This is a genomic window from Ruegeria sp. N10, assembly GCF_056531545.1.
Map to the genome: position 1 here is coordinate 14,055 of NZ_JBQFLY010000014.1, position 19,238 is coordinate 33,292.

The 19,238-nt window shown below is 55.4% G+C and carries 18 protein-coding genes; 11 read left to right on the forward strand and 7 right to left on the reverse strand.

Features of this window, described 5'->3' with window-relative positions:
* Positions 1 to 49: 49 nt before the first annotated feature.
* The 3 genes from ACR0JI_RS16720 (at position 50) to ACR0JI_RS16730 (ending at position 2,576) form a co-directional block, all read left to right on the forward strand.
* On the forward strand, positions 50 to 574 hold the full coding sequence (locus ACR0JI_RS16720) for a redoxin domain-containing protein (RefSeq protein ID WP_480477753.1): 525 nt from the start codon (positions 50 to 52) through the stop codon (positions 572 to 574).
* Positions 575 to 917: 343 nt separating this feature from the next.
* Positions 918 to 1,703, forward strand: a complete 786-nt coding sequence (locus ACR0JI_RS16725) for a phosphodiesterase (RefSeq protein WP_480495202.1) — start codon at positions 918 to 920, stop codon at positions 1,701 to 1,703.
* A gap of 3 nt (positions 1,704 to 1,706) precedes the next feature.
* On the forward strand, positions 1,707 to 2,576 hold the full coding sequence (locus tag ACR0JI_RS16730) for an EamA family transporter (RefSeq protein ID WP_480477757.1): 870 nt from the start codon (positions 1,707 to 1,709) through the stop codon (positions 2,574 to 2,576).
* Between the two features lie 279 nt (positions 2,577 to 2,855).
* Here ACR0JI_RS16730 and ACR0JI_RS16735 read toward each other — a convergent pair whose 3' ends face one another.
* From ACR0JI_RS16735 to ACR0JI_RS16765, 7 genes are read right to left on the reverse strand one after another with little or no spacing between them, the layout of a single operon-like run.
* Complete coding sequence (locus ACR0JI_RS16735) at positions 2,856 to 4,220, reverse strand: aminotransferase (RefSeq protein WP_480495204.1); 1,365 nt, start codon at positions 4,218 to 4,220, stop codon at positions 2,856 to 2,858.
* On the reverse strand, positions 4,213 to 5,787 hold the full coding sequence (locus ACR0JI_RS16740) for a trimethylamine methyltransferase family protein (RefSeq protein WP_480495206.1): 1,575 nt from the start codon (positions 5,785 to 5,787) through the stop codon (positions 4,213 to 4,215). Before ACR0JI_RS16740 ends, ACR0JI_RS16735 begins: the two co-directional genes overlap by 8 nt.
* Complete coding sequence (locus ACR0JI_RS16745) at positions 5,784 to 7,850, reverse strand: FAD-dependent oxidoreductase (protein WP_480477763.1); 2,067 nt, start codon at positions 7,848 to 7,850, stop codon at positions 5,784 to 5,786. Before ACR0JI_RS16745 ends, ACR0JI_RS16740 begins: the two co-directional genes overlap by 4 nt.
* 60 nt (positions 7,851 to 7,910) lie before the next feature.
* Positions 7,911 to 8,972: an ABC transporter substrate-binding protein gene (locus tag ACR0JI_RS16750; RefSeq protein ID WP_480477765.1), complete on the reverse strand. Its 1,062-nt coding sequence runs from the start codon at positions 8,970 to 8,972 to the stop codon at positions 7,911 to 7,913.
* Between the two features lie 17 nt (positions 8,973 to 8,989).
* Entirely contained in the window at positions 8,990 to 10,087 is a 1,098-nt protein-coding gene (locus tag ACR0JI_RS16755; protein WP_480477767.1) for an ABC transporter ATP-binding protein, read from the reverse strand.
* On the reverse strand, positions 10,084 to 10,872 hold the full coding sequence (locus ACR0JI_RS16760) for an ABC transporter permease (protein ID WP_480477769.1): 789 nt from the start codon (positions 10,870 to 10,872) through the stop codon (positions 10,084 to 10,086). Before ACR0JI_RS16760 ends, ACR0JI_RS16755 begins: the two co-directional genes overlap by 4 nt.
* Complete coding sequence (locus tag ACR0JI_RS16765; protein ID WP_480477772.1) at positions 10,869 to 11,726, reverse strand: ABC transporter permease; 858 nt, start codon at positions 11,724 to 11,726, stop codon at positions 10,869 to 10,871. The genes ACR0JI_RS16760 and ACR0JI_RS16765 overlap by 4 nt, the downstream gene beginning before the upstream one ends.
* Positions 11,727 to 11,865: 139 nt before the next feature.
* Here ACR0JI_RS16765 and ACR0JI_RS16770 point away from each other — a divergent pair, with 139 nt between their 5' ends.
* From ACR0JI_RS16770 to ACR0JI_RS16805, 8 genes are all read left to right on the forward strand, one after another.
* The gene (locus ACR0JI_RS16770; RefSeq protein WP_480477774.1) at positions 11,866 to 12,495 is read left to right on the forward strand and encodes a TetR family transcriptional regulator C-terminal domain-containing protein; all 630 of its coding nucleotides are present in this window, start codon (positions 11,866 to 11,868) and stop codon (positions 12,493 to 12,495) included.
* Positions 12,496 to 12,897: 402 nt separating this feature from the next.
* Positions 12,898 to 13,290 carry a COG4315 family predicted lipoprotein gene (locus ACR0JI_RS16775; protein WP_480477776.1) on the forward strand — a complete coding sequence of 131 codons (393 nt, stop codon included), beginning with the start codon at positions 12,898 to 12,900 and terminating at the stop codon, positions 13,288 to 13,290.
* 42 nt (positions 13,291 to 13,332) lie between these two features.
* Complete coding sequence (locus ACR0JI_RS16780; protein ID WP_480477778.1) at positions 13,333 to 13,842, forward strand: RNA polymerase sigma factor; 510 nt, start codon at positions 13,333 to 13,335, stop codon at positions 13,840 to 13,842.
* Positions 13,839 to 14,585, forward strand: coding sequence for an anti-sigma factor family protein (locus tag ACR0JI_RS16785; protein ID WP_480477780.1), 747 nt, complete (start codon positions 13,839 to 13,841; stop codon positions 14,583 to 14,585). Before ACR0JI_RS16780 ends, ACR0JI_RS16785 begins: the two co-directional genes overlap by 4 nt.
* 196 nt (positions 14,586 to 14,781) lie before the next feature.
* Positions 14,782 to 15,942 carry a Gfo/Idh/MocA family protein gene (locus tag ACR0JI_RS16790; RefSeq protein ID WP_480495208.1) on the forward strand — a complete coding sequence of 387 codons (1,161 nt, stop codon included), beginning with the start codon at positions 14,782 to 14,784 and terminating at the stop codon, positions 15,940 to 15,942.
* Positions 15,943 to 16,337: 395 nt separating this feature from the next.
* Positions 16,338 to 16,952, forward strand: coding sequence for a TetR/AcrR family transcriptional regulator (locus ACR0JI_RS16795; RefSeq protein WP_480495210.1), 615 nt, complete (start codon positions 16,338 to 16,340; stop codon positions 16,950 to 16,952).
* A complete protein-coding gene (locus ACR0JI_RS16800) occupies positions 16,949 to 18,103 on the forward strand; it encodes an efflux RND transporter periplasmic adaptor subunit (protein ID WP_480495212.1) in 1,155 nt (384 codons plus the stop codon). Before ACR0JI_RS16795 ends, ACR0JI_RS16800 begins: the two co-directional genes overlap by 4 nt.
* A complete protein-coding gene (locus ACR0JI_RS16805; RefSeq protein ID WP_480495214.1) occupies positions 18,100 to 19,236 on the forward strand; it encodes an ABC transporter permease in 1,137 nt (378 codons plus the stop codon). Before ACR0JI_RS16800 ends, ACR0JI_RS16805 begins: the two co-directional genes overlap by 4 nt.
* Positions 19,237 to 19,238 lie beyond the last annotated feature (2 nt).

A 19,238-nucleotide genomic window follows, 5' to 3' on the forward strand; every position in this document is an offset into this window, starting at 1 on the left:
AGCCGGTCGCTTCACGCAGGCGTCCGGCCCCTGAACAAGAGAGACCAATATGCAAGCACCTGAACTACAGGTCAGTGAATGGTTCAACACTGACAAGAATTTAAAGCTTTCGGATTTCCAGGGTAAGGTTGTCCTGATTGAGGCTTTCCAGATGCTGTGCCCAGGCTGCATCCTCCATGGCATTCCTCTGGCACAAGCTGTGCGGGAGCATTTTTCCAGCGAACACGTCGCCGTAATCGGTTTGCACACCGTTTTCGAACATCATGACGCGATGACCCCAGTATCACTGAAAGCCTTTCTTCACGAATACCGTATCAAATTTCCTGTGGCGGTCGACAAACAGGGCACCGGGCCGTTGCCGGAAACCATGGCGGCATACGGAATGCGCGGCACGCCCAGCCTTGTTCTGTTGGATCAGTCAGGACGGATTGCAGCACATCACTTTGGCCAGGTCTCAGAGCTGCAAGTGGGTGCAGAGATTGGCAGCCTGCTTGCCCGTAAGGCTGCTGCTGAGGACGCAAGTCGGCACCCCAGTCAGGCCAGCCGGTGTGATGACACTGGCTGCGCTGTGTAAAACGGAAGTGTAGAGAAGACAAACCAAGGCGCACTTCCCATTCTCGGTTTGTGCTACTTGGGTTCACCCTTTTCTTAACTGTGCAGGTCTGCCCTGGTTTCACATGATCGTTTCGGCCAGGCACCACGCCCGTTTCAGATTTGAATACCGCGATAGCAATAAGGCCGGATCATCTGGAATACGGTTTCACACCGGTCGAGGCAAGTTTCGCAAACTCTGTCGTGTTCGGCTGCCAACCTTGTCGTGTATGAGCGAGTGATGCCAGTGAAATTCTTACTAAATCCGTGCGATCGGCAAGCTTCGTCGATACCTTGTTTCTTGCATTACTCGGGGGAAATGGCGGATGAAGTTCATTCACATCACTGATATACACCTCGTCCGCGACTCCGGTCCGCTCAATGGCGGTTTTCCGTCCCAACGGTTGGACGCCTGTTTGGACGATATCCTTCAGTGGCATTCCGATGCGGCGTTCTGTGTCATCTCTGGCGATTTGGCTGAATTTGCCGAGGATGAGGCCTATCGGGCGCTCAAGGCGAAACTGGCCGCATTTCCTCTTCGCTCATTTCTGCTGATAGGAAATCACGACGACCGAGCTGTTTTCCAATCGGTCTTCCCGGATCATCCAAAGGATGCCAACGGGTTTGTCCAGCATCGGTTCGAATTAGATGAGGGTGTTTTCTTATTTCTCGATTCAACCAAAGACGGGCGCGATGTGCATGAAGGGCAGCTTTGCCCTGCCCGGCTGGACTGGCTCAGGCAGCAATTGACCGAAGCCGAGGACAAGCCCACCTATGTGTTTTTGCACCACCCACCCTTTGACCTTGGCATTCCCCTTGTGGACGATATCAGGCTGGTCGAGGCGGACGCCTTTGCTGATGCCCTCAAACTCGGACGCAATATTCGGCATGTATTTTACGGTCATGTACACCGCATGACCTACGTGAATTGGCGCGGCTTTCCATTTACCAGCCTGCCCAGCCTCAACCACCAGGTCCCGTTGAATGCGACCAGCGTCGATGGCGAGTTCTGCGACGAACCTCCGGCCTACGGTGTGGTACAGATTGCCGAGGATCAGCTGACGGTGCATTTCAACACTTTCCTGCAACGCAACCCATTGCATCAGACCTGAGGCATGGAATCCTACTGGATCGCATTGGTTCTCGTTTCGGCGGCAACCCACCCATTGCGCGACCTTACGCTGAAAGGGGTTGCGCATCCGGTGTCGTGCTATGTCGGGGTTTCCCTGACCTGGGTGATCCTGGCGGCGGTTCAAACGCTGGCCATGGGACATGATCTGAGCCTGCCTTATGAGGTCTGGCCCTTTGTCGCGATTTCGGCCCTTGGGCTTGCCTTCTATTACTACGGCACGTTGTCGGCCCTGAGACGTGGGAACCTTTCGGTCTATTATCCGATCATCCGTTCGTCGCCGATTGCCATTGTCGCTTTCAGCTGGCTGGCCCTTGATCAGCATTATTCGTGGTTCACATTGGTGGGAATCGCGCTGGTCCTTTTAGGCAGCCTGATGATCCAGAAGTCGCCCGGCGGCCTACTGCACGATCACAGAGCATTCGCGCTGGCAAGTATGGCGATGCTGGGGTCGGCTGCCTATTCGTTAAGCGATGCCCAAGCGATGAAGCTGACCAATCCGGCACCTTTCCTGTTTTTCACCTATATTCTTGTGACACCGCTGCTTGCTGGCATCAGGGCCTGGGAAGATCGCCACTTGTCAGCCCCGTTCCTGGGGGTCGTGCGGGGCTGGGCACAGGCACCGGTGCGGATCGCATTTGCCGGGATCGTGTCCTATCTGTCCTACCTGTTCATCCTGACCGCTTTTCAGCTTGGGGCTGAGGCCGCCACAGTCAGCGCGGTCCGGCAAGCATCAATCCCGGTTTCGGTGACCCTCGCAGCGATCATCCTCAAGGAATCCCGCTTTCTGCACCGTATCGGCTGGGCCAGCCTGATCGCACTGGGAATTCTCTTGATTACGCTGTCCCGAGGTTGAACCTGCATCCACTGTCTTGACGTACTGCGAATTCACCATTCTTCCACTGGCCTTGTTTGGGATCTCTCTGGACGAAAATGGCCGGTCCTGAAATGACATGCACGACAGAACCAAAGGTCAGAAACACTCCATCTCTGGACCCAATGCGTAGATGCCATAGTCGTTCAGACAGAGCGAATACGCCAAATCCTTAGCGAAAAATGAACTTGGCAATCCCTAAGATCGAAATGAGGCTATATTACCCGATCTCCAGATAATTGCAGCAACAGCCCGCACCAGTCACCGGCCACTGATCCTGCCGAGCCATTCGGATGTCGCTTCTAGCCCTTGCCGCAGGATAGTAAACATATGCTCGATTTCGCCTTGTGTAATGATGAGGGGCGGCGAAAGAACACACATGTTGATCACGGGTCGAACAAGCAGACCGCGTTTCTGGCATTCCATATCGATACGGCTGCCAATCTCATAGTCGCGCCCCAGCTCGCTCTGGGGATCGCCCTCAACTGAGCACTGAACACACCCCATCAATCCCATCCCACGCGCATCGGCCACGATGTCAATCTGGCGCAACTGCTGTAACTGATCCTGAAAAACCGGGCCGACTTTTCGAACGTGTTCGAGTATCCTTTCCCGCTCGATAATCTCGATGTTTTTCAACCCGGCAGCCGCGCTGACCGGATGGCCCGAATAGGTATAGCCATTCGAAAAGGTGGCATCTTTTCCCGCAACATCCGCAATCAACCTGTCAGAAATAATCGCGGCCCCCATCGGCGCATACCCGGATGTCATTCCTTTGGCACAGGTGATTATGTCAGGCTGAATGCCAAAGACAGCCTCGGAGGCGAACCAATGGCCCAAACGACCGAAAGCCGTCACGACCTCGTCGGAAATATACAATACATCATACTTCCTGCAGATGTTCAGGCAGCGTGCGTGATACCCAATTGGTGGTACGATGACGCCGCCCGAGGCCAAAACCGGTTCGGCGATAAAAGCGGCAACATTTTCCGGGCCAAGTGCCACAATGGCGTTTTCGAGATCGGCAACTTTCTCGTTCAGAAAGCTTTCATCGCTTTGACCGGGCGCGCGGTAAAGCGGGTTCACGTCCGGCAGGAAATGCGCCAGGTCGTCGGCCTTGTCGAGCCAGAGCCTGTCACGTTCCTTCCCACTGACGCTGGCCGCCAGATATGTGCTTCCGTGATAGGCTTTTTGCCTTGAAATGATTTTCTTTTTCTCTGGCCAACCCATTAGGTTGTTGCGGAAATGGACAAACCGGATGGCAGTATCAACCGCAGTGGAACCGCCGGTTGTAAAGAAGACATTATTCAGGTCACCCGGCGCACGTTTGGCGATTTCGCGGGCAAACTGTGCCGCAGTCGAGTTTGTGTTGTTGAAGGGCGAGAAATAGGCAAGGTTCCGGGCTTGCTCGGCCATTGCTTCGGCCATTTCCGCGCGTCCATACCCAATCTGGGTGCACCACATGCCCCCCGGTCCGTCGATCAGGCGTGCACCTTTTTCGTTTATCAGATGAATGCCGCTGGCACCTTCGATAAAGGTGCGGTCGTTTTCACCCAAAGCCTCCATCCCTTCCCACGGGTGCAGGAAGTGGTCGTTGTCCCATTGCTTTACGTTGGAACTATCCATGGCGCGCCATGCTTTCCGCGCTTAACACAATGGGAAATTCTTCGCGTACCCGAGCGTCCAAAGCGCCAAAATAATTAGGAAAATGGCTGTCGAGGATGGAATTCGCCTTGTCGCGGGCGCGGTCCAGAAGATCCGTTTTCCCCTCATTCTCCCAAGTGTCCGTACGCTCGCGGTCCATAAGCTGAGGGTAGACGAATTCGCTGTTCATATAGCTCAGCGTGTGCGGATTGCCGAGGAAATGACCCGGATCTATGGCACATTGGTGAATCACATCCACCGCCATGGTTTCATCGGTAACCTCTATCCCGCGCAACGATCGCAGGATCATGCCGCCCGCTTCGTCATCGATGACCATGCTTTCAAAGCTGCATCCCATAAGACTACCGATCATACCACCAAACTCGCACAGGCGATTGGCGCCGGCATGCGCTGCAAGGGTAAAGGTCAGCGCCTTTTCCAACCCGTATTGTGCATCGGGTATTTTTGCATCGGTCATACCTGCACCCACCGAAGTGGGAAGGCCGTAAAAGTTGCCCATCTGAATTGCTGCGGCACCGATCAGCGCCTGTTCGCCGCTGCCGCCAGTGAAAGACCCGCTGCGCAGGTCCGTAATGAAGGGCCAGGCCGCAAAGCAGATAGGGCAACCCGGCGTGATCAGGTTGACGATGGCGACGCAGGCAAGTGTTTCGGCGACGGTTTGAACCAGTGTTCCCGCAAGCGTCGCCGGAGCCGTGGCCCCGGCTTGAGGCGGCACGGCCAGATCAACAGTCAGGCCCAGCTTGGCAGTATCGATCAAGATTTCCATGTTTTCCTTGCCGATCCGCAGAGGGGAAACAATGGGGCAGCCGCCGAATATGACGCTTGGCTTTTTCAGGAAAGCCCCCTCGCCGCCCTGAGCCAGGTCAAACATGCGGATGGCATGTGGAATGTGGCTGCGGTCGCGGAATGTCAGGCAGGCGGGTTTTTGGCTGCCTGCAAGCATGGCGTAAATGGTGTTCATGTCATGGGTGAAATCATCGGTCACATCCGTCGCCAGAACCGTGTCGCCCAGCATGTGAATGTTTTCCAATCGGTCTACCAGGCGGGTGAAATCATAAACATCACGCAGAACCGACGGACGATAGGTTTTGGTTTTGGCATCGAATGTTGTCACGGCGGTTCCAGAGTTGGCGAAGTAAACGCTCTCTGCCGAACAATGCATGTCGTCTTTGCCTTCACGCTCTCCGCGGGCATAGACAAAAAACTCCTTGGCAGCACCAGCCAGGATGTCTTCCATCAGGGCGCGTGGAAAGCACAGCCGATTGAGGTCACTCAACATTGCACCTTTGGGAAGCACCAGCTCAAGCAACTCCGGGAAATGGTCGGTAATACCGGTTTGTTCCAGAACGGTCAGGGCTGCATGATGGATGTTCTCCATATCGATTTGAGTCAGAGGTCTATAGCGTCCGCCGCTCAGACCCCCGCGTACGGCTTCGTTACCCGTGGTCGTCTGTTGTACCTTCAGACGCGCTGCGCGCCCGCCGCCCCCGCGACGACGTGAACGGGTTGTTTCATTGGTGCTGTTCATGTCGCATCCTCTGCCAAATCAATAATCTCACGGCGAAACCAGTCTTTGTCTGCATCGGCCTTTGGGCGCTCGAAATCGCGGGCGGCGCGATGGCCGGCAAAAACCGCGTCTGCGATCAATCCCGGCGACGCGGCATCACCAATGAGGTCAAGGGTTTTCAAACCGGCCCCCTTCAGGCTGTCGAAAAGGGCGGTTTCACGCCAGCGCTCGGTCACCAGAACCGTTGAGGCGCACGGGATTTCAATTTCGCGGCCGGTAAAGACACAGCCGATCCGCACCGCGCCGCCCTGAACCGCCGTAAGCACCTGATTGCAACGGATATCGACGCCCAATTCAATCATACGGGCCTGGATGCGGGACTGTTCCAAAGTATGAACGGCGTAGGCCGAAACCAAACTCTCTGGCGTGGCAAAAATGACCTGATATCCGGCAGTCGCCAGTTTCTCGGCAATCACTCCCGCCAGATAGATGTGGTCATCATCATAGATCATCACCGGGCCGCCCGGGGGCAGAACCCCATTCATGATCTCATCAGGCGTCAACACATTGGCATCCGGCATGACCGTGGGCAGGCGGCGCTGCGTGTTGCGACCCACGCCATCTGCGCGCCAATAGCTGCCGGTTGCGACAAAGACATGTTCGATGCCAAGCTCGGAGACTTGTCCGGCTTCGAGCTTGCTGTCCGTGAACAACTGTACGTTGGCCCGCTGCTTCAGATCGTTCAGGCGATAGTCAACCACCCGCGACCAGGCGGCGAGGCCGGGAAGTCTGCTTTCCCTGCCAACCCGTCCACCAAATTCGGTCGAGGCCTCGGCCAGTGTCACCTGATACCCGCGCCGTGCCAATTGCATGGTGCATTCCAGCCCCGCAGGTCCGCCACCGATGACCAGCACTTCTGCCTCGCTTTTTTTCGGCTCAATGATCTCGGGGTGCCAGCCGCGGCGCCATTCCTCGCCCATCGTTGGGTTTTGTGTGCAGCGGATCGGAACACCCAGATTGTCCGACGACACGCAGATATTGCAGCCGATGCATTCGCGGATTTCGTCGATCCTGCCTTCCTCGATCTTTTTTGGTATGAAAGGGTCCGCAATGGATGGCCGCGCGGCACCGATAAGGTCGACAATTCCCTTATTGACCACCGACAGCATCATGTCCGGGGACGTCAGTCGGCCAACGCCAACAACAGGTTTTCGGGTGATCTGTTTGACGTGAGACAGAAACGCGTTCTGATAACCATCTTCGGGCTGGAAACGGGTCGTTGCGCTGTCATTGGACCAATCCGCCACATTCACGTCCCACAGGTCGGGAAGATCGGCCAATAGCTCGACAATGGCGCGGCCTTCTTCTGCCGCCTGCATACCGTCGGCGCCCATCATCTCGTCAATGGCAAAGCGGAACGCCACGGCACAGCTGTCGCCTATGGCATCGTGGGTGTCTTCCAGCAGTTCACGGGTCAGCCGCACTCGATTTTCAAGCGACCCCCCATATTCATCGCTGCGCTGGTTCATATGGGGCAGCATGAAATGCTGTGCCAATGTCATGTTGTGCCCGGCATAGACATAAACGATGTCAAACCCGGCCTCTTTCGCGCGCAGGGCCGCGTCGCGGTGCCAGCGGCGAAGTTCCCTAATATCAGCCTTGTCCATGGCCTGCGCATGCTTTGGATGCGTCGTATCCACAGACATTTCGGAAGGTGCAAGAACCGGAGCGCGGGTCAGTAGATTCTGCGCATGGTTGCCGTTATGAACCAGTTGGATGGCCGCCAGCGCGCCATGTGCATGCACTGCATCGGTCATCAGCCGCAGCGCAGGCACATCGCGTGCATCCCACAATCGCCCTTCAGGGAACGGGGACAAATCCGAGGTCGGATGAATCTCGGTTTCCTGATTAGACACCACGGCCCAGCCACCTTCTGCTTTCATTCCCCGCACGGCAGCGTCCGCCCGCGGCCTGAGATGCCCCATCCCGGTGCAATGCGGCACCTGATAAAAGCGGTTTCTGGCTGTCACCGGCCCGATCTGGATCGGTTCAAAAAGCAGAGCATATGGGTTCGCGTTCGACATAATCACGCGTTTTCCTGTAGTTGGGTTCCGGAGCCCTTAGGCCCCGGATGATGGGTTGTGTTAGAAGCCGGCTTTGATCCGCTCGAATTCGGCCAGCATCTTCGCCTCAAGCTCGGGGTTCACAGCATCAAAGAACAAGCTGCCTTCGAAGAAGCTTTTGGGATCGGAAAAACCATAGGCTTCGATATTGGCCTGATCGGCGATTTCAAACGCTTTTGCGTTGGAATGCGGGTAGCCCCAGTTGTCGATGATGTACTGACCACTGGCAGGGTCCGTAAGCGCGTTCAAAAGGTCATAGACCTGATCGACCGGTGTCGTGGACGATTTCAGATGCACATAGCCACACGCCCAGGTCGCGATGCCCTTGTCCACGTTGCGCATCATGGCCGCGGGCACTTCGTTCCAGATCAGGTTCAGTTCGGACTGGTTCCAGGCCCAACCCATTTCGATCTCGCCACTGGTCATGGCCTGGTCAAACTGACCCGCATCGGACCAGTAAAAGCGCATGTTTGGATGGATCGAGCGCAGGAAATCCGATGCTTCCTTGAATTGCTCATCGCTCAGGTTGGTGTAGTCATCCGCGTTTCCGGTGGCCAGCGCGGCCAGGGCATAAGCAGACGATGCGGCATCCGGGATGGCGATTTTGCCCGCAAAGGCCGGGTCCGCCATCAGTTGCAGCGAGATGTCATCCCCCGAGATCTTGTCGGTGCGATAGATCAGGCCCGTGTTCCCCCATTCAAATGGCAGCATGTAAAGCTGGCCGTCCAGAACGATGGCGTCGACCTCTTTGATCTCGGGCAGCACATCCGTCCAATTGGTCAGCTTGCTTTCGTCCAAAGGCTGAATCAGATCAGCTGCGACCCATTTTCTGACAGCGTCGGAACAAGGATGTGCCAGATCAGCGGTAAAACCGGAACTCAGCTTGGTAAAGGCTTCTTCCTGGCTTCCGAAATAGGAATAGCTTGGCGCTTCATCCCCGTATTTTTCCATGTAGCTGGCAAAGAACCCGGGATCTTCATATCCCGACCAGTCAAAAACCGTCAGATCAGCGCCACCTGCACTGGCACTGCCTGTCGTTAACGCCGTCGCACATGCGAAGGCCGCAATTCCCTGAAGTTTCATTCTATCCTCCCTCTGTTTTATTCCGAATTCGTACCAAGATCGATCACACTCGCCGCCTGAAGCCCCAGCCAAACGGAGTCGCCACGATTGAAATCGACCGTGTGAAAATAGTTTGGAACCGAGACCGAGATTGGTTTTTCGGCCCCTGCCACCTGAATGTGGTAGTGAATATTTTCACCGTAGAAGGCGACGTTGCTGACGGTGCCTTGAACCGTTGATAGGTAGTCTTCAGGCCGATCCGCAGCAATCTCCAGCTGTTCCGGTCGAATACCGATATTCATGTTTCTGGCGCTGATCGCCACATTGGGATTTCTCTCGATTTCCATCCGCCCGAAGGCAGCCGCATCGATTGACAACGTGCCACCGCTTTCGCCAAGCAACCGGGCCGGCAATATGTTCATCTCACCGATGAAGCGAGCCACTTGCTGATCACAGGGACGGGCATAAAGCGTTGTTGGCGTGTCCACCTGCTTGAGTTGCCCGTTGAACATCACGCCGATACGGTCGGACATGGTCATCGCCTCGTACTGGTCATGCGTGACCATCACAAAGGTAATGCCAAGCGACTGTTGCAGATTGCGCATTTCAAACTGCATCTGTTCGCGCAGCTTCTTGTCAAGCGCTGACAAGGGTTCATCCAAAAGCAACACCTTGGGTCGCATGATCAGCGCGCGGGCAAGCGCCACCCTTTGACGTTGCCCGCCCGATAATTCGCTTGCGCCGCGATCCTGAAGACCACCCAGTTCGACCATTTCCAAGGCTTCGGCGACGCGCTGATCGATCTCGGCCTTAGGCGCTTTGCCCCGCAACCCGTAGGCTACGTTATTCCCGACATTGAGGTGCGGAAAGATTGCGTAGCTTTGGAAAACCATGTTCGTCGGGCGTTTGTTGGCGGGCACTCCTTCCATATCCTGACCGTCAATCAGCACTTTCCCTCTGGTGGGTTCCTGAAAGCCCGCGATCATGCGTAAAACCGTGGTCTTGCCACACCCTGAGGGACCGAGGAGCGAAAAGAACTCGCCCTCTCTGAGGTCAAGGTTTATGCCGCTCGCGGCCACAAATGTGCCGTAGCGCTTTTCGACATCCCTGAGCTCTATGATGTTTCTGGTTGTCATCGGACCTCAGATGCGGATGAACGGCGGCGGAAGTATTCAGCCAGAACCAGAAGCAGAACCGAGGTTAGCAACAGGATCGACCCCAGCGCCAACACATTTGGAAGCTTGGCGGGGAAACGGATCTGGCTCCAGATGTAAACCGGCAGGGTTGGCTGGTTGCCGGACAGGAAAAAGGCAAGGACGAATTCATCGAAACTGACGGTGAATGTGACCAAAACACTGGCTACGATACCGGGGGCGACGACCGGCAGCGTCACGCGGCGGAAGGTTTCGAACACACCAACGCCCAGATCGTAAGATGCTTCCTCCAGTGATGCGTCGAAGTCATCAAAGGCGGATTTCAAGATCGAGACAGAGAACGGCAGCGCGAGAAACGTGTGGCCCAGAATGACAGTCAGCAATGACGGCCTGAGACCAAGAAACAGAAACAGGACCAGCATTGAAGAGGCGACGATAATACCTGGGATCACCAAAGGCAGCATCACCAGACCTTCTGCCGCGCGTTGACCCCGAAAACGGTACCGAACAAAGGCACGGGCGGCGAACAGCCCCATGGCGGTCGACAGAAGGGCAACAACAGTTCCGACGGCAAGCGAGTTCCAAAGCGCCTGGATCAACGTGTCCTGCTCGCCTAGCTTACGATACCAGTCCAGTGTCCAGCCCTTGATCGGGAACGCAACGATTGTGCCGCTATTGAACGAGAACAGAGGCAGGAACAGAACCGGCAGGTACAGAAACAGCAGATACAGGAACGCATAGGCTGTCAGGGTCGAAGGACGTCTCATCTGATCCGCCTCCCCAGCCGCGTTGCGGACATGATAAACACGATGGCCACAAAACCCACCGACAGCATTGCGATCAGCGATAGCGTAGCCCCAAGGGGCCAGTTGTTGGCGGCCCCGAACTGCACCTGAATAAGATTGGCGATCATCTTCCCATCTGAACCACCAACCAGAGCCGGGGTCACATAATCACCAACTGTAGGGATGAAGATGATCAGGCAAGCGGCAATGATACCTGGGATCGTCAGCGGCAGCGTCACCCGCATAAAACGTTGAAAGGGACTGTTCCCAAGATCTGTTGCAGCCTCAAGCAGACTGGGATCGATTTTCTGCAATGAGACATAGATCGGCAGGATCGCAAATGGCGCCCAGGCATGAGCGAGCGTCAGCACGACTGCGAATTCGTTGTAGAGCAGGAAGTCGAGAGGCTCGCTGATCAGACCCAGCGCCAGAAGCGCAGAGTTCATAACGCCGTTGAAACCCAAAATGAGTTTCCAGGCAAATACGCGCAGCAAATAGCTGGACCAAAATGGAATGGTGATGAGCAGAAGCCAGATGGTCTTTTTCTGGGCCTTCATCGCGATAAAATACGCGATGGGATAGGCCAGTGCGACGGTGACTACGGTCACCGCTCCGGCAATCCAGATCGACCGAAGCATCAGGTGACGGACCAGCGGATCCGCAAACGCTTCGCTGTAATTCTTCAGCGTCGGTGTCTTGTCGAGCGTCACATAGGTTTGGGTCCAGAATGAATAGGCAATCAGGATCAACAATGGCGCCGCGACCAGAAACCCAACGTAAGCCGTGGCTGGCGCGCTGAGGGTATATCCCCGGGACGCTTCGCTGCGAAAGATCACCCAACCTCCCTTCCCGAAATTCACGAATTACTAATGGACGATCGTCCATTAAATGTTGCGCCAGAAAGGCCTTTCGTGTCAATATTCCTTTGATCTACCTCTATGAGGCATTCACAAACGGTTGGTAACATTGAACAAAGTGCAAAGCACCAAGGAACAAAAACGCGGTTCAAAGCGGGATCCGGAAGCCAACAAACAGCTACTGATCGACGCGACTCTGGACACAATTGCCGATATTGGAGTTACCGATACCTCGGTCAGCCGAATCTGCGAGCGCTCCGGCCTGTCGCGCGGAATGATCCATTTGCATTTCGGGGGTAAGGACAATTTGCTGACCGCAGCCGCCCGGCATTTCAGCACCGAGTATTATGCCGAGATGGACAGAAGGACGGATCTGGGCGCGAGCGCAACGCCCGAAGACCGTGTTATGGCAGTAATTGAGGCCGACCTGTCAGAAGCACTGCTCAATCCGCGCAGTACGAAAATCTGGCATGCGTTTCGGGGTATCGCAAGCTCTCATCCAGGTATCGCCCGTTACAGCAGCACTCAGGATGACAAACTTGTCGAAACCTTGCGGTCCGCGTTCAAAGAGATAGCCCCTAAAAACGGACGTGACCCGAACCTAGTAGATGACGCAACCAGCGGAACGCTCGCCTTGCTGGAGGGGATGTGGGTGAATTACCTAACCGATATGCAGGGATTTTCACGCCGCCGCTCTGTCAACCTTGTTCGAAGGTTTTTATGCGGACTTTTCCCTGGAAAATTCTAGGTTTAAGCCTTGGCGGTGTTCTAGTTCAAGTTGGATAACTCGGAGACAGAAGTTTCTGAGAGAAAATTGTTCCGGGCGCATACAATCAGCTCGTCTGTGCTTTCGTTTTGAAACAACTGCGACTGCCGTGCCATTACTTACATACCCAAACTTGGGACACTGTCAGGTGACGAAGCCCCCTGCCCCACGGGCCTAAGGCGCTTGTCCACTTGTCGACAGATACAGGTTATTCGTACCCAAACCGTACATGGGTGACCTTTCCTGTAGGCTCGGATTTTGGCTTAGCCACCACAACAATGCCTACACGCCACAAAAAAAGTTTCACTTTGGGGAATTTTTTCCAGGCGCCTTCGTAGTTGTATTGTCTGCCATCCGGCAGACCTGAAAAAGTCGGAGAATCCAATGTCCCTAAAATCCCTCACTTTTGCCGGTGTCGCGCTGGTTGCGACTGCAACCGGTTCATTTGCGGATGGTCAAACCGGTGCGCCAGCCGTAACTGGCCAGCTCAACGGAGAAACCTTCCTGATGGATGCGCACAAGATGACGCTCTATACCTTTGACAAGGACGAGACAGGCGTTTCGAATTGCTATGATGACTGTGCCGCCAAATGGCCGCCGCTGATGGGTGATGCCAACATGGAACTGAAAAAAGGCTACAGCCTGATTGAACGCAAGGATGGCAGCGTTCAGGTCGCCTACAAAGGAAAGCCGCTTTACCTATGGTTCAAAGACGAAAACCCTGGGGACATGACAGGGGACGGTGTAAAAGGTGTTTGGCATATCGCACGCCCCTGAACCTTGGTGCCGGGGGAAAGTTTCCTCCCCCGGCTTACGTACATGCTTCAGTCATTTGAAAACCAGCTTGAAAACTGCCTCCCCGATCTTTGGCGTTATGCCTGGTCGCTGACCCGTGACCGGGATGCGGCGGATGATCTGGTGCAGGATTGTGTTGAACGCGCCCTTCGCAAACGATTGCTATGGCTTCCGGGACGGCCGTTGAAACCATGGCTCACTAAAATATTGTTGAACCTCTACCGGGACAGGTGGCGTCGAGAGACCAAATTCAACACTGTCGATCTCGACAACATTTCGACGCTGGCAGCTACGACAAGCACGGCCGAAGAACGGTTGGAACTCAAGGCTGTCTGGAAGGCGCTGGATTCTGTTCCTCAAGATCAGCGAGAAGCCCTTCTTTCTGTTGTGATTGGTGGGTTAAGCTATGACGAAGCGGCCACAACTTTGTCCATTCCAAAGGGTACGCTGATGTCGCGGATCTCGCGCGCGCGTACTAAAATCAAATCTGAAATGGACGCTTCGACCGCCGTGAAGATCAGGAGCGTGAAATGACGCACACCCCATCCATCGAAGACCTGGTTCAGCGTAGCATAGACGGTGAGTTGTCACCGGAAGAGAGCGAACGCCTTGACCGTCACCTTGCCCGTCACCCGGACGATGCAGCGCGCGTTCGTGCAATGCAGCGTCAATCTGATCTGATAAACAAGGCGGTCCCTGTACCTTCTGCGGCACATCTTCGAAGTCTGCGGAAACAGGCCACGCCACCCTCGCCAGTCTCTTTGAGGCTGGTTGCTTCGGTCGCGGTTTTTACAGTCGGATTCGGCTTGGGATCTTATTTGCAACCTTGGAACAGTGGAACAACCGACGATCTGGCATTGTTTTCGCAACACGCAAAGGCGGCGCATTCTCTATTCGCCGTTGAGGTTCTTCACCCTGTAGAAGTCGCCGCTGCGGAAAAAGACCACTTGCAAACCTGGCTCTCCAATCGTCTGGGCTCTGCCATTATCGCGCCGCAACTTGGGGAAACCGGGTTCTCCCTGATTGGAGGACGCCTTTTGCCCGCAGGAGACCGAGCCTCAGCTTTATTTATGTACGAGAATGCAGAGGGTGATCGGTTAAGTTTGATGGCCACGCATGGCGACACAACTCAAACTCAATCATTTCGGTTTCGACAAGAGGACGGGTATCTTGTCGTCTTCTGGCAGGACGGACCCTGGCAGTATACGTTGGTCGGAGACCAGCAGCGCGACCCGATGGAACACATCGCCCGCTTGGCGCATGGTCAAATGATCTAGAGACTGCTTTGAGCGGCTTCATTCGCGCAGAAGCTTTGCGAAACCCGCAAGTTTACAGCAAAAAGCAGTCCGAAGTTACCGGTGTCTGTTGCGGTGAACCGCACCAAGTGGCAAGAACTTTTTTGTTGGTTGAGAATATCTTAACTCCGCGTATGCCGGTCAGTGAACGGTGTTCGGTATTCAAAAGGAGAGCTACATGGCAAACCTATCAGGGGTTCGTGCGGCAGTCATTGGAACGGGTTTTATCGGAACAGTTCACGTGCAGACCTTGCGCCGCTTGGGTGTGCAGATAGCTGGCGTTCTTGGCTCATCTCCGGAAAGAGGCGCAGCCGGCGCCGCAGAACTCGGTGTGGCACAGGCATACTCGTCTTTGGAGGAGTTGCTGGCCGATAATTGCGTGGATGTGGTTCACGTTACTTCCCCGAACCAGGCGCATTATCCGCAGGTCATGGCCATCCTCAGAGCTGGAAAACACGTGATCTGCGAAAAACCACTGGCAATGACCAGCCAGCAATCGGCTGAAATGGTCAAAATGTCAGCAGCGTCCGGTAAGATTTGCGCGGTGTGCTACAATATCCGGTTTTATCCTCTGAACCAGCACGCACACGAAATGGTCAACAAAGGGGATTTGGGCGATATCCGCCTTGTCACAGGCCACTACCATCAGGATTGGCTTGCGAAACAAACGGACTGGAATTGGCGATTGCAGGCCCAGTCAGGAGGAGTTCTGCGTTCGGTTGGCGATATTGGCACGCACTGGGTCGATTTGACGGGCTTTATTACAGGATTAAAGGCAAAATCCGTTTTCGCGGATTTGACGACATTTCTACCGGAGCGGCAGCGCCCGATGGGGCCAGTTGGAACATTCTCAAACGCAGGTGGCGCAACCGAGACCGTGGCGATTGATACAGACGACAGCGCAGCAATCCTGATACGGTATGAGGGCGGCGCCAAGGGGGTTATGACCACGTCTCAGATCAATTTCGGACGCAAGAACTCCCTAGTCTGGGACATAGCCGGAAGCAAATCCAGTTCGTCATGGGACAGCGAAAAGCCGGATCATCTGTTCATAGGTCATCGCGACGCCGCCAATCAGGTATTGATGCGTGATTTTACCCTGATGAATGCAGCCGGGATCCGCGCCGCGACTTTGCCTCCGGGCCATGTCGAAGGCTTCGCGGACAGTTTTTTTAACTTTTTTAACAGCGTTTATCTGGACATTTGCGCAGGCACGCGCGGGCAAGGCAGCACGTGGGCAACATTTGAAGACGGTCACTATGAAATGCGTTTCTGCGAGGCCGTTCTCAAATCCGCCCGAGAAAGCCGCTGGGTCGATTTGGTCGAGATTTCAGATTGATGCCGCCAAACGCGGCGTCCAGTGTTCTGTTAAAACACTGACTGCTGCCGGGATCTGTCGCAAACTTCACCCCCACCTGTTGTCCGTCGTCAGGGATTTTGGTACAGATGGCTATCTGATCTAAGAGAGGGTCCGGCGCATCTGACTGGTTTGATTATGCGGCCTATTTGCAACGATCCCAAGCGGCTTGATGTCGTGTTTTTCACGAAGTTTGTCTTTAGGTGCCCCGCGGTTATTAGGTGCTTTCCGCTATTTTCCTGTCGATCATTTCGCTCCCAATAGGTGCCAAGCCATTCTTTCCGCCCCCGATGCCGAAATCAAATGCAGGTGCGCTTGACGGCAAGTGTATCTCGTCTTAGATAGTTAGTTATTAATCACTAACACAATGATGTCCAATGCCTGCACGCAAGCCCGCAGATGAACGCAAGACCGAGATCGTACAGGCAATGCTGCGTCTCGCGGACGAGTTGGGCCCGGATCGCCTGACCACGCAGTCGGTTGCTGATGCAGTCGGGCTGACGCAGCCCGCAATCTTCCGGCATTTCGCGACCAAACAGGATTTATGGTTGGCGGTGGCAGCAGAGATTTCTGAACGCCTCCGAACCGCATGGGGTGACGCGCTTAGGACATCCGCCGATCCGGCAGAGCGGATCAAAGCGTTGATCTTGGCACAATTGCACCAGATCGAGACTATGCCTGCCATCCCGTCCATTCTGTTCTCGCGCGAGCTACAGGTCGAAAACGACGATCTCCGGCAATCTGTTCTTACGCTGATGACTGAATTGGTCGGATTGCTGTCCATCGAGCTGACCAACGGGCAGAAAGCGGGCCTGTTCGACACAGACCTGCCGCCTGAAGACGGAGCGCTACTGTTGGTCTCGCTGGTGCAAGGGTTGGCGATCCGCTGGACTTTGGGGAAACGCGGTTTCGCATTGGAATCCGAAGGACGCCGATTGCTCGATGCTCAGATGCGGCTATTCCGAATAGCAAGTACAGAGGTTTCGCCATGAACCGCCGTATCATCCTGGGTGTCAGCCTTGTTGTCGTCCTCGCAGTCTTTGGCAGGTTTGTCCTTACAGAGCGCCCGATCAGTGTTTCCGCGGCCGCAATTGAACAGAATGTCCCTGTACGTGTTTATGGGCTGGGTACGGTCGAGGCCCGGATCGTCTCAGATGTTGGATTTGAAGTTGGTGCCACGCTGACAGAACTTTCGGTCGACAGTGGTGATACGATCAAAGCGGAGCAGGTCCTTGCCCGGCTTCATCCGACGGAACAACAAGCAAAAGTCGCGCGCGCCAAAGCGGGGGTTGCCGCCGCAGAGGCTACCTTGGGCAAGGCTGAGGCAAATGTGATACGCGCGCGTGCCATTCTTGCGCAGCGGCAGTCGACAAATGCGCGCCAGCAGGAACTTGCCGGGCGCAACGCCGTCTCGACTCAGGCTGCGGAAGAAGCGCAGCGGGATGTCGATGTTGCAGCCGCTGATCTGGCCGTCGCAGAAAGTGATGTTGAGGTTGCCCAATCCATGCACAATGACGCCAAGGCAGTTCTGCAATACGAGCGTGTACTGCTTGATCATCATGTTTTGCGGGCACCGTTTGACGCGGTCGTTGTTGAGCGTCATGTCGAAGCAGGTACTGTTGTTGTCGCTGGTGAACCTATCTTTACCCTTGTGGACCCGAGCACTGTCTGGGCATTGGCCTATATTGATGAAGAGCGGGCCGGGCCCCTGCAACTCGGACAAGTTGCCGAAGTGAGGTTGCGGTCTTTGCCGCACAAGGTCTTCACCGGCAAGATCGCGCGGATCGGTATAGAAAGCGACCGGGTGAACGAAGAACGCCGAGTCTGGATTGCATGCAATCGGTGCCCGGAACAGGTTTTTCTCGGCGAACAGGCCGAAGTTTGGATCACAGTGACAGAGCTGGTCGAAGCGATGTTGGTTCCAGAGATCGCAATAACCGGTTTTGACGGGCATGAAGGTCGTATCTGGGTCGCGCAGGATGGGCGTGCGCATCAGGTGTCGGCAGTTTTCGGGCACCGGACCGAAGATGCGCGGGTCGAGCTGGTTAGTGGTATTCCCAATGGCTCGCAGGTCATCTTGGCGCCCGTTAAAGGGCTGTCTGAAGGGCGCATGGTTCGAGTCGTCGAGAGGAATGCGCCATGAACCTCGCCTACCGCGATGTGCGTCACAATCTGTTCCGCTTCGTTCTGACTTGCCTCGGCCTCAGCCTTCTGATGGCGGTCGTGCTGGCAATGATTGGTATTTACAATGGGCTGGTTGCAGACGCGCTGAATATTGTCAAAGCACCGCGAGCAGATCTTTGGATTGTTGAAACTGGTACACGCGGGCCGTTTGCAGAAGCCTCAAAAATTCCCGACGGAACCCGTGATGCCTTGGGGCGATTGCACGGTGTGGCCGAAGCGGGTAGCATCACATACCAGACTGTCGAAGCGCCCTTTCGCGGCGAAACGCTACGCCTGTACGTGATCGGATACGAGCCAGGTCACCCCGGTGGACCCGAAGCAATCTCGGTAGGGCGTGGGATCAGCCAGTCCCATTTCGAAATCGTGGCAGATGCCAAATCCGGACTGTCCGTCGGCGATGTGATCCGACTGGGCCGCGATCCTTTCACTGTGGTCGGGTTGGTCGAGGATACGATGAATTCCGCCGGTGATCCGGCGGCGTTTATCACCTTGCGCGATGCGCAAGTGCTTCAGACGCAACTGGCCCCGTCGGCTCAACGCGTCCAGCAGGCGCGAGGCGCGGGGTTGCTCGAAAGTCAGGACAGCGTTGCGGCTGTGATCGCGCGGCTTGAACCGCTTGCAGACCCGCAAGAAGTGGCGCAGTCGGTGCGCCAATGGAAACATCTTGGGGCCCTGACACAAGCCGATCAGGAGTCTATCTTGCTAATGTCTGTGGTGGATCGAGCAAAGCGGCAGATAGGTTTGTTTCTGGGCATTCTATTGTCCGTTTCAGCCGTTGTAATCGCGCTAATTATCTACACGATGACCATGGAAAAGCTAAAGCAGATCGCCACACTCAAACTGATCGGCGCCCCCGACCGCACGATCATCGGGCTGATCGTGCAGCAATCCATTGCACTTGGTGCGGTTGGCTGGAGTTTCGGCCTGATCCTTATCCTGCTAGTCAAGGACTACTTCCCCCGCCGGGTTGTGTTGGAGCCGATCAACGCCGTCGCTTTGGCAGGGATCATCCTCGTTGTCTGCATCGTCGCCAGCGGCCTTGGCGTTCGTGCCGCACTCAAGGTCGATCCGGCCACGGCAATCGGAGGGTGACG

Excerpts from the sequence above, each read along its gene's own strand:
- ACR0JI_RS16720 (WP_480477753.1), top strand. The coding sequence starts at position 50 with ATGCAAGCACCTGAACTACAGGTCAGTGAATGGTTCAACACTGACAAG.
- ACR0JI_RS16725 (WP_480495202.1), top strand. The coding sequence starts at position 918 with ATGAAGTTCATTCACATCACTGATATACACCTCGTCCGCGACTCCGGT.
- ACR0JI_RS16730 (WP_480477757.1), top strand. The coding sequence starts at position 1,707 with ATGGAATCCTACTGGATCGCATTGGTTCTCGTTTCGGCGGCAACCCAC.
- ACR0JI_RS16735 (WP_480495204.1), bottom strand. The coding sequence starts at position 4,220 with ATGGATAGTTCCAACGTAAAGCAATGGGACAACGACCACTTCCTGCAC.
- ACR0JI_RS16740 (WP_480495206.1), bottom strand. The coding sequence starts at position 5,787 with ATGAACAGCACCAATGAAACAACCCGTTCACGTCGTCGCGGGGGCGGC.
- ACR0JI_RS16745 (WP_480477763.1), bottom strand. The coding sequence starts at position 7,850 with ATGTCGAACGCGAACCCATATGCTCTGCTTTTTGAACCGATCCAGATC.
- ACR0JI_RS16750 (WP_480477765.1), bottom strand. The coding sequence starts at position 8,972 with ATGAAACTTCAGGGAATTGCGGCCTTCGCATGTGCGACGGCGTTAACG.
- ACR0JI_RS16755 (WP_480477767.1), bottom strand. The coding sequence starts at position 10,087 with ATGACAACCAGAAACATCATAGAGCTCAGGGATGTCGAAAAGCGCTAC.
- ACR0JI_RS16760 (WP_480477769.1), bottom strand. The coding sequence starts at position 10,872 with ATGAGACGTCCTTCGACCCTGACAGCCTATGCGTTCCTGTATCTGCTG.
- ACR0JI_RS16775 (WP_480477776.1), top strand. The coding sequence starts at position 12,898 with ATGTCCCTAAAATCCCTCACTTTTGCCGGTGTCGCGCTGGTTGCGACT.
- ACR0JI_RS16780 (WP_480477778.1), top strand. The coding sequence starts at position 13,333 with ATGCTTCAGTCATTTGAAAACCAGCTTGAAAACTGCCTCCCCGATCTT.
- ACR0JI_RS16785 (WP_480477780.1), top strand. The coding sequence starts at position 13,839 with ATGACGCACACCCCATCCATCGAAGACCTGGTTCAGCGTAGCATAGAC.
- ACR0JI_RS16790 (WP_480495208.1), top strand. The coding sequence starts at position 14,782 with ATGGCAAACCTATCAGGGGTTCGTGCGGCAGTCATTGGAACGGGTTTT.
- ACR0JI_RS16795 (WP_480495210.1), top strand. The coding sequence starts at position 16,338 with ATGCCTGCACGCAAGCCCGCAGATGAACGCAAGACCGAGATCGTACAG.
- ACR0JI_RS16800 (WP_480495212.1), top strand. The coding sequence starts at position 16,949 with ATGAACCGCCGTATCATCCTGGGTGTCAGCCTTGTTGTCGTCCTCGCA.
- ACR0JI_RS16805 (WP_480495214.1), top strand. The coding sequence starts at position 18,100 with ATGAACCTCGCCTACCGCGATGTGCGTCACAATCTGTTCCGCTTCGTT.